General features: G+C 68.1%; 1 protein-coding gene. It reads left to right on the top strand.

Annotated features, from left to right (window positions below; genetic code table 11):
• A partial coding sequence (locus EN859_RS36180) for an FAD-dependent oxidoreductase (protein WP_135913671.1) occupies positions 1–345 on the top strand: 345 nt, incomplete at both ends.

Raw genomic sequence — 345 nt, 5'->3', positions numbered from 1 at the left:
AGCGGCGCGGCGGCACGGCGCGGCACGACGCCGTGGTCTGGGGCTATGCGTATGCGGCGAGCGCGCTCGGCGTCGATATGATCCAGAATTGTGCGGTCACCGGCTTCACGCGCGACGCCAACGGCAGGGTGACCGGCGTCGAGACGTCTCGCGGCAAGACCGGCGCCGGCAAGGTCGGCATGGCGGTTGCGGGTTCTTCCTCGCGCGTCGCGGCGATGGCTGGGCTTCGCCTGCCGATCGAAAGCCATGTGCTGCAGGCCTTCGTCTCCGAAGCGATCAAACCGCTCATTCCCGGCGTCATGACCTTCGGCGCCGGGCATTTCTACGTCAGCCAGTCCGACAAGG

Origin of the sequence: Mesorhizobium sp. M00.F.Ca.ET.216.01.1.1, assembly GCF_004010325.2 — a bacterium.
In the GTDB taxonomy this organism is placed as follows: Bacteria; Pseudomonadota; Alphaproteobacteria; order Rhizobiales; family Rhizobiaceae; genus Mesorhizobium.
Note: the sequence above shows the minus strand (reverse complement) of the source record. Positions and strands in the feature narration are given on the sequence as shown.